This is a genomic window from Actinomadura sp. HBU206391, from assembly GCF_014323665.1.
GTDB lineage: Bacteria > Actinomycetota > Actinomycetes > Streptosporangiales > Streptosporangiaceae > Actinomadura_C.
The window spans coordinates 1-8033 of the sequence record NZ_JABVEB010000238.1 but is presented as its reverse complement, the minus strand read 5'-3'; the positions used below and the strand labels follow the sequence as shown (position 1 = coordinate 8033).

Here is an 8033-nt window from a genome sequence, read left to right as displayed (position 1 = left end):
TGAGCAGCCGTTGACGACGGCGGAGGATCAGGCGCTGCGGTGGCTGGTGGGCAAGACGGTTCCGGTCGTCGAGTTGGCCAAGCCTGAGGTCACCCGGCGGGGCCTGGACGGCCTTGCGCTGACGATGGCCGGAAAGCCGGCAGCGGCGACCACGGTGGCGCGTAAGCGGGCGGTGTTCTACAACGTGCTCAAGTACGCCGTGAACGAGCGCAAGCTCTTGGACGCCAACCCGATCGATCGGATCGATTGGAAGACTCCGGCGAAGGTGGAGCAGGTCGACCGGAGCGTGGTCGTCAATCCGGCGCAAGCTCGGGAGCTTCTGACCGCCGTTACCTACGTCGGCAGGTACCGGGGGAGAGGCCGCCGTATGCGGGCGCTGTACGCCTGCATGTACTTCGCTGGCCTGCGTCCGGCTGAGGCCATGAGTCTGCGAGAGCAGAACTGCCACCTGCCGGAGAAAGGATGGGGGCGGCTCACACTCGCTCGGTCGCTGCCGTCGGTCGGGAGCATCTACACCGATGACGGGGCGACGCACGATGACAAGGGGCTCAAGCGGCGTGCCGCGGGGGACGTCCGGCCGGTGCCCATCCCGCCGGAGCTGGTGGCGATTCTGCGGGAGCATCTCGACGAGTTCGGGACGGCTGATGATGGTCGGCTGTTCGCGACGTCGACCGGTGGCGTGATCTCGGCCTCGGCGGTCTCTCGGATCTGGGAGGACGCCCGCATGCTCGGGCTGTCTCCTGGACAGCAGATCTCGCCGCTGGCGGGACGTCCCTACGACCTGCGGCACGCGTGCGCGACCCTGCTGCTCAACTCCGGCGTGCCTCCCAAGGAGGTCGCAAGGCGCCTGGGTCACAGCGTCGATGTGCTGTGGAAGGTCTACGCGGGGTGCATGGACGGCGACGACGAACGGATCAACGGCTTGATCGAAAGGGCACTCACCGCCTGATCGCGGCTACGCTCAAGGGGGCTCCGGTTCATCCCGGGGCCCCTTCTCTTTTGGGCGCTGACCTGGGCTGTTGCCCGACGTCTCATCCCGCGTATATCCCGTGATCACCGGCTGAGGACTGCTTCGGGTGACATCCGGCTGCACATACGCGAAACCCCGGCGACCTGCGTTTGGGCTGGTCAGCCGGGGTTTCTGGTGGTCATCTGGGGTGCCCCCGGCAGGAATCGAACCTGCGGCACACGGTTTAGGAAACCGTTGCTCTATCCCCTGAGCTACGAGGGCTTGACACTGGTAGAGCCTACTGGAGCCGGTCCGCCGGTCCTGTGCTGGCCTTGATCATTCCGGACGTATACCGCGATCTTGCTCCGGGGCGCTTCCTACGACCCTGCCAGGCTACCGGTCAGGCGGCGACCTGCGCTCTTGGATTCTAGTGTGATCCACACACGTGTCCCGCCGCCTGGTCCTCCCATCTACGGTCGCCCACTCCTCGCGGAGCTGAGCCCTCGCCACTACGCGGCCATCGCCTGGCCCCGCCTCGAATCGATCGCCCACCGCTGAGCCGGGTCACTGGGAGGCCAGCCGCCGGGCCACGACACGGGCCGCCGCCAGCATGTCCTGATCGGCGCTGGGCGCGCCATCGCCCTCGAACAGCACGATGTAGCGCCCCGCCCTGACCACGAGCCGCCGCGCGGAGTAGTGGGGGACTTCATATGCCTCGTCGCCGATATTTGGCACCGCCTTAGCCCCCGAGCCCGAGGCGTCCAAAAGCTCGTCGGCCTGCTGAGCCGTCGGCGCCACCCATCCGATCCAGAACTCCGACCCCCCATCGAGATAGCAGCGCGGGTTGCGGATCATGGCCCGGCCGAGCGCGAGGGTCTTATCCAGAGAGTGGAGCTCCCGTGCCCAGAAACCGGCGCCTTTGAGGAGGGCACAGGCGTTGGACCAGTCGCCCTGCCGGGCTCCGCCGAGTTCGACCGGTGATCGGGCACCGGACGGCGTGTAGGCGGCGAGCCGCAGGCCGGTCTTGAGCAGCCTTGCCATATAGACGCGGTCACCGACGGCCCACATCTTGTCGAGCATGGTCTCAGGCCGCCAGAAGCCTGACCGTGGGAAGGGCATCGGGACGGTCGTCACGCGGGCGGTAGCCGGATCGATGACGGCCAGCGCCGACGGCACCAGGAAGGGATCGAGCCCGGAGTCCTTGCCGTCATACTCGCCGAGCCACGAACGCACTCCGTACACGCGTCCACCGACGGTGACGAGACCACTGACCTCATGCTCTTCGACGCGCCTTTCCAACCTTCCGGTACGGAGGTTCACGATCCCGATCCATTCTCTGACCTTGGAGCCCCTTGCTTCGCCGTCGCCGTCCGCATAGTTCACGACGGCCCGATCGCCGACCACCGCCAAGCCGCTCGCTCCGACGGCCAATTCGAGGCGACGGGGCGACGCCTTCAGGATCTCCCTGCCGTCGGCGCCGATCAGTGCGAATCCAGTGCTGCGGCCTTTTGAACGTGTCCTGGTCAGCATGGTGATCCCGCTACGGGTCCTTCCCTGGACCGTCGAGCGGGTGTTGCCGGATAGTCGCTGCCACCGCACGGCGCCCGTGGCCGGGTCGAGGGCGTACACGTCGGCGTGGGGGTGGCAGTTCACATTCAGCGACAGAAGGCTGCCGTCGCTGTCGAGCGGGTCGATGTGGCAACTGCTGTCGAGGCGCGGCACGGTCCACGTCCAGCGTTGCCGACCGGTACGCGCGTCCACTCCGATCAGTTTCCGCTGCGTGGTCCGGTCCCGCAGCACCACGACGCCGCCCGACGACGCCTTCACCGGCTCGTACGCGGTCGGCACGCCGCCATCGAGCGGCTGGAAGCGATCCGCGCGCCACAGCACTCGCCCGGTGGCCGCGTCGAACCCGGTCGTGCGGAGGTCGGCGGTCTTGTCGTCCAGAGGTATGGAGCCATCGGCCAACATGGCGCGCGTGGTGACCACCACTGCGTCGGCGGTCGTCGTGATACCGGCCAACTGCCGGGACCTCTCGTAGTAGTGCCACCGCGGCGCACCGGTCCGACCGTCGTAGGTGTCCAGTCCACGGCTCGACGTCACCACGATCTGCCCCGCCACGAAGTCGATCCTCGGCTGCGGGCTGAGGGGCGGCGCCGGCACGTCGGCCTGCCACGCCTTGCGGAACTGGCCCGGAGCCGGGCCGGCGGCGCCGAACGGCTGTGCAGCGGTGCGGCTGGTCGAATGGTCGGCCGGTGGCGGCTTCTTCTCCGAACCGGATTCGCTGCATGCCGCGGTGACGAATACCGAGCCGGCGAAAACGGCGACGAGCGTCTTGCGGAGCCTCAAACCCGGACCTCCAGTTGGGGGAACGCCAAACCAACCCGAACATTGACGTAGGCAGACCTGCCACGGTTTCACCGTCTGCGTCCGGGGCGACCCGCCTGCCCCCATCCTGGTTGATCGCGAGTGGTGGCACCGCCGTTCTCGGAAAAAGCGGTAGCCTGTCCTATCTGGCTCAGCTCACCACCCAGCGGCAGGTGAGTCGTAATGAGGCGAACCGTCACGCGAAGGAACTGGCTGAGAGGCGTCGCGCGGAGCGGCTCGAGGTGCTCCAGGAATTCATTCAAGCCACTCAGCAGGCCGAACGCGCCGCCGGAGAGAAAGAGGACAGCTCCGAATGGTGGGCCGCTTCCGAGGACGCTATGGATCGTCTTTGGGTGCAGGGCCGGATGATCTATCTGTTGTTCGGCCCCTCTCTTTATGAGCCTGCCCATGCGTACGCTCGGGCCCTCAACCAGGCGATGAACCGGGAGATGGACCCCGACGGCGCCGCGTCGCGTTGGGCCTTCATCGAGGTTGTTGACGGGCCCAAGATCGCGTTCCTGGCCGCTGCTCACACTGAGCTGGGTTGAGGCTCCGGCGGCAAGCAGTACGCGTTGCCACTGCTGGTTGGCCGGCCGATCTCAGCGGGGGAGGAAGTTCGTCAGCCGGTTGGCCGACCGTGTTCGAGGTAACGCGTAGTGCCTTCATGGCGGGCGGCTTGGCCGTGGACGATGCGGCGGGCGAGTCGCGCGATGGTCAGTTCGTTGATCTGCGCGATGTCGTAGAAGCCGTACGCGGTGAGTTCGTCGGGGGCGAGACGGATCTTGCCGAGGTACTCATCGTCCAGTGCTCCGCCGTCGAAGAGGAACAGCACCTTGTCGCCTTCCGTCTGACTGGGTGCCCAGTCGACGACCAGCAGGCGGCCGATGGGCGGGGCGATGCCGAGTTCTTCGTGCACCTCACGGCCGGCGGCCTCACTCGGTGTCTCTCCGTGTTCGAGGTAGCCGCCGGGGATGTCCCGGTAGGACTTGTACGAAGGCACGACCAGGAGCACCCGGTCGTTCCGGTCGAAGAACAGGACACCGGCGGCTGCTCTAGGGCGGACGAAGCTCTCGGTACCTGCTGTCATCCGGATCACTGTAGGCGATCTTTTGGATGCGCTTCGTACGCGAGCCGAGATCCGGTGGCTTCCGTCGGCGAGACCTCGAGATCCGTGATCGCCGCCGCGGACGAAGCCGCACCTTGAAGCCGCGGATGGAGCCGCACCTTGAAAGGCGTCAGCCCGCCACGGCTCGCCGGATGCCGGTGAGGGACTCGGCCAACAGCTGCGCCCGGTCGGTCGATGCGGCGTACTCGGCGAGGGCGGCGCAAAGGAACACTGCGAGCATGCGCGCTCTGGTCTCGCGCTCGAGACCGACCGGGCCGTACGCCGCCAGCAGGGCGGCACGCGCGGGCCCCTCGAAGCCGCTGTAGACCAGCGACAGGTCGATGGCGGGGTCGGCCACGCACACGTCGCCCCAGTCGATGACGCCGGCCGCCCGCGCGTTCTCGTCGACCAGCAGATGCCGTACGTGCAGATCGCCATGGCAGACCGACACCGGGCCGGTGGGCGGCCCGAGCAGTTCGGCCTCGGCGAGAAGTGCCTCGACCGCGGGGTTCCAGACGCCGTACTCGCTCAGCCGGGCGAGGCGTTCCCTGGCCATCGGCACCCGTACGCCTGGATCGGCTCTGCGCAAGGGGTCATCCGGCAGGCCGGCACCGACGGCGGGGACCAGATCCGGATCGTGCAGTGCTCGCAGGAACTCGCCGAGCTCGCCGGCGGCGCCGACGCGGTCGGCGTCGGGCAGCCGTGCCTCGGCGAGCTCCCTGCCCGGGATCAGGCGGGCACCCCAGAAGCACCAGGGATAGCCGTGCGAAGGAGTTCCGACGAGTTCGGGTACTGGAATCGGCAGCGGTACGCGCGGCGCCAGCGGCGGCAGGACCGCGATCTCGCGGTCCATCCCGGGCAGCGCGATGGCACGGCGCGGAAACCGGAAGACCCATTCCGCGCCGACCAGGTAGACGGTGTTGTCCCAGCCGGTGTCGAGGAGCCGCACGGGCGCGCCGCGCAGGTCCGCGAAATGCGCCCCGACGAGCTCGGCCGCTTCGGTCGCCGACACGGCCTGCTCGGACGCCCACTCCGGAGCGCCTGCCGCTCCGTGGTCGCCGCTCACGGCCGCGACGCTACCGTACGCACCTGCCTGCGGCTCCGCCGCGCCTGGTCACGTCCATGGCGGATTCGTCCCTGCGTGCGCCCGCGGAGAGCCTCGGCATCGGCGCGCAAGCGGGTTGCGGGGCGGGTGTGGACTGTGGTCGAGACCGGCGACTTCGGTGCCGTTGACCCATCACCACCAGCCTCTCGGTACGCTCCTGTCCCGTGGCAGGTCGGCATCGTGAGAAGACGGGTCCGCAGCCGGAAGGTGACGACGCCGCTCCAGAGGAGCGGTCGGAGGTTTCCGCGCCGGTGCGTCTCGGCGACCGGTTGCGGGTGAACACCGGGGTCGTGCTGCTGGTCGCGGGCTTGGTGCTGACCGGCGTGGCGCTCGCCGGATTCGGTGCGGCCCAGCACCACAAGACCGAGCCGGCCTCCCGTCCGGAGACCTCTCAGAGGGCGGACGCCGGCGCGCCCGAGAGTCCCGCGCCACCGGTGCCGCGTACGTATCCGACGCGTGGGGAACTCGTGCCCCCCGCGGCCGCCACCCCGAAGGCGACCCCGACGCCGACGCCGCGCGCCACCGGGCCGAGTCCGAGGCATCCGAGGTCACGGTCGGGGCGTCGCTGTCCTGGCGACTGGCGGCAGTTCCCGCCGTTGCGGGAGTGGTGCGAGAGGAACGGTTACCGGACTGACTGAAATCTCCTGATTTCTCAGAGTCACATCTGGTTCGAAGGGAAACGTGTAGTAACGTTCCTGGCGCTGTCACCCCCCACAGCATCCGGAGTGTCCACGTGTCATCTCCCCGGTCAGGCGTGCTGACCGCGGTCTTCCTGGCGATGGCGTTGGTTGCGCTGTCCGGCGCACCGCACGCGTTCGTCTCGCCGGGGATCGCCGCGCAGCGCGGAAGCAGCGACCCGGTCGAGGTTCTCCATCGGCAGGCGACCAAGGTGCGAGCCGAGCTGGAGAAAGCCACCAAACAGTGGGAGAGCCGTCGTAAGACGCTTGCCGTGTCGCAGCGCAAACTACAGCTCACCTTGCGCGACCTCGGTCAGGCCGACGCGCAGCTCGACGCCATGCGTGGGCCGCTCGCGCAACTGGCGAACGCCGCCTACCAGCAGAAGGGCTCGGGAGGCACGATGGCGGTCTTCGGCGGGCAGGCGCCGGTGAGCGGGCTCCGCGGCGCGGCGGACGTCAGCTATATCGCCAGCGGACAGGACACGCTGGTGCGGCAGGTGTCCACGCTCAGGCAGCGCCGTGAGCAACTGGCCTCCACCGCGCAGGCCCTGCAGTCGGGCAACGCGGTCGAGCAGGCCAAGCTGCAGCAGACGGTCACCGCGCTGCGGCAGCGGTCGGCGCAGCTCACGCAGCAGCTCACCAAGACCCTCGACCAGATGCGGGCGAGCCGGGACAGGCGGCTGGCCCTCGGCTGTGACCGCGGCCTGGTCGCCGACGCCCGTAAGTACCCGAACGGGCTGATCCCGGCACGCTACCTCTGCGCCCTGCCGCAGAAGGGCATGAAGCTGCGAGCGGACTCGGCACTGGCCTTCTACAAGCTCAACTCCGCCTACAAGGCACGCTTCAATGTCGACATGTGCGTGCGCGACGCCTACCGCAGCCTGTCCTCACAACAGAGCGTCTACTACCGGCGGCCCGGCTTCGCCGCCGTCCCCGGGCGCAGCAACCACGGCCTCGGCACCGCCGTCGACCTCTGTGGCGGGGTGCAGAACCAGGGGTCGCTCCAGTTCAACTGGCTGCGGGCCAACTCCACGAAGTACGGGTGGTTCCACCCCACGTGGGCCTACAGCAGCCCGTTCGAGCCCTGGCACTGGGAGTACGACGCCAAGTCCGACTGAACCTGCCGCCCTGCCGTGAACAACTGCGTGATCACGGCGATGAGAAGCACAGGGCGCCGGGGTCAGCCGTCGTCGCCGGCGACGACCGTCACCGAGAGCCGCGCGCCCGCGCCTGCGCCAGCGAGCGCCATGGACTGCTCCCGGCTCGTGGCGACGACGATGAGCGCGCCGTGGTCTCCGGGAGGTTCGCGGGGTACGGCGATGACCGGCACCGACGACACGACGGTCCGCGCCCGCCGTCCGTACGCCGGGACGACGTCTTCCAGCGGGCCGCCCGCGGCGACGGCGAGGATGTCGATCCGGTCGCCGGTGTGCAGCAGGCGCGCGGCTCCGGGGTCGGCGACCCGCACCGGTGCTGCGACGACGTCGGGTCCGTAGCCGTCCAGCAGCCCCGCACCCAGCAAACCGGCGTCGGTGAGCGGCTCGCCCCGGCGCATCGGCCCGGCCAGGACCCGTCCGGCCAGAACTCGTCCGGCCAGAACTCGTCCGGCCAGAACTCGTCCGGGGAGTTCCTGTCCGGCGAGCTCCCGTCCATCGAGCCCCTGTCCGGCAAGCTTCTGTCCGGCGTCCTCGCGCCCGGTGTTCCCCTGCTCCGTCTCCTCGCGCCCGGTGTTCTCCTGCCCGGTGGGGCGCTGCCCGGTGGGTCCGTGCGTGGCGGGCGGGCGGGTGGGTGCGGCGGACCGTACGGCTCCGTCGGGCACCACGCGGGCGG

Annotated in this window: 8 protein-coding genes and 1 tRNA gene; 4 read left to right on the top strand and 5 right to left on the bottom strand. The window is 69.1% G+C overall.

The features are described 5' to 3' along the window. Positions 1 to 949 (top strand): tyrosine-type recombinase/integrase (locus tag HKK72_RS32540; RefSeq protein ID WP_187238268.1); only part of this gene is annotated, 949 nt, incomplete at its 5' end. A 209-nt stretch (positions 950 to 1158) separates the two neighbouring features. Here the strand turns inward: HKK72_RS32540 and HKK72_RS32535 are convergent. Continuing rightward, positions 1159 to 1231 (bottom strand) — tRNA-Arg (locus HKK72_RS32535). Between the two features lie 282 nt (positions 1232 to 1513). Further along, positions 1514 to 3298 (bottom strand): PQQ-binding-like beta-propeller repeat protein, encoded by a 1785-nt coding sequence (locus tag HKK72_RS32530; RefSeq protein WP_187238267.1) that lies wholly within the window; start codon positions 3296 to 3298, stop codon positions 1514 to 1516. Between the two features lie 110 nt (positions 3299 to 3408). Here HKK72_RS32530 and HKK72_RS32525 point away from each other — a divergent pair, with 110 nt between their 5' ends. After that, entirely contained in the window at positions 3409 to 3864 is a 456-nt protein-coding gene (locus tag HKK72_RS32525) for a hypothetical protein (protein ID WP_187238266.1), read from the top strand. Positions 3865 to 3935: 71 nt separating this feature from the next. On the opposite strand, the gene HKK72_RS32520 is transcribed toward HKK72_RS32525, so the two are convergent. Both HKK72_RS32520 and HKK72_RS32515 read right to left on the bottom strand, forming a co-directional pair. Beyond that, the gene (locus tag HKK72_RS32520; RefSeq protein WP_187238265.1) at positions 3936 to 4403 is read right to left on the bottom strand and encodes an NUDIX domain-containing protein; all 468 of its coding nucleotides are present in this window, start codon (positions 4401 to 4403) and stop codon (positions 3936 to 3938) included. Between the two features lie 148 nt (positions 4404 to 4551). Beyond that, positions 4552 to 5487 carry a phosphotransferase gene (locus HKK72_RS32515; RefSeq protein ID WP_187238264.1) on the bottom strand — a complete coding sequence of 312 codons (936 nt, stop codon included), beginning with the start codon at positions 5485 to 5487 and terminating at the stop codon, positions 4552 to 4554. Positions 5488 to 5690: 203 nt separating this feature from the next. Between HKK72_RS32515 and HKK72_RS32510 the strand changes: the two genes are divergently transcribed. Together HKK72_RS32510 and HKK72_RS32505 are read left to right on the top strand one after the other, a co-directional pair. Beyond that, the gene (locus tag HKK72_RS32510) at positions 5691 to 6164 is read left to right on the top strand and encodes a hypothetical protein (protein WP_187238263.1); all 474 of its coding nucleotides are present in this window, start codon (positions 5691 to 5693) and stop codon (positions 6162 to 6164) included. A gap of 95 nt (positions 6165 to 6259) precedes the next feature. Further along, entirely contained in the window at positions 6260 to 7321 is a 1062-nt protein-coding gene (locus tag HKK72_RS32505) for a D-alanyl-D-alanine carboxypeptidase family protein (protein WP_187238262.1), read from the top strand. Between the two features lie 62 nt (positions 7322 to 7383). Here HKK72_RS32505 and HKK72_RS32500 read toward each other — a convergent pair. After that, on the bottom strand, positions 7384 to 8033 hold a 650-nt coding region (locus HKK72_RS32500), incomplete at its 5' end, for a hypothetical protein (protein ID WP_187238261.1).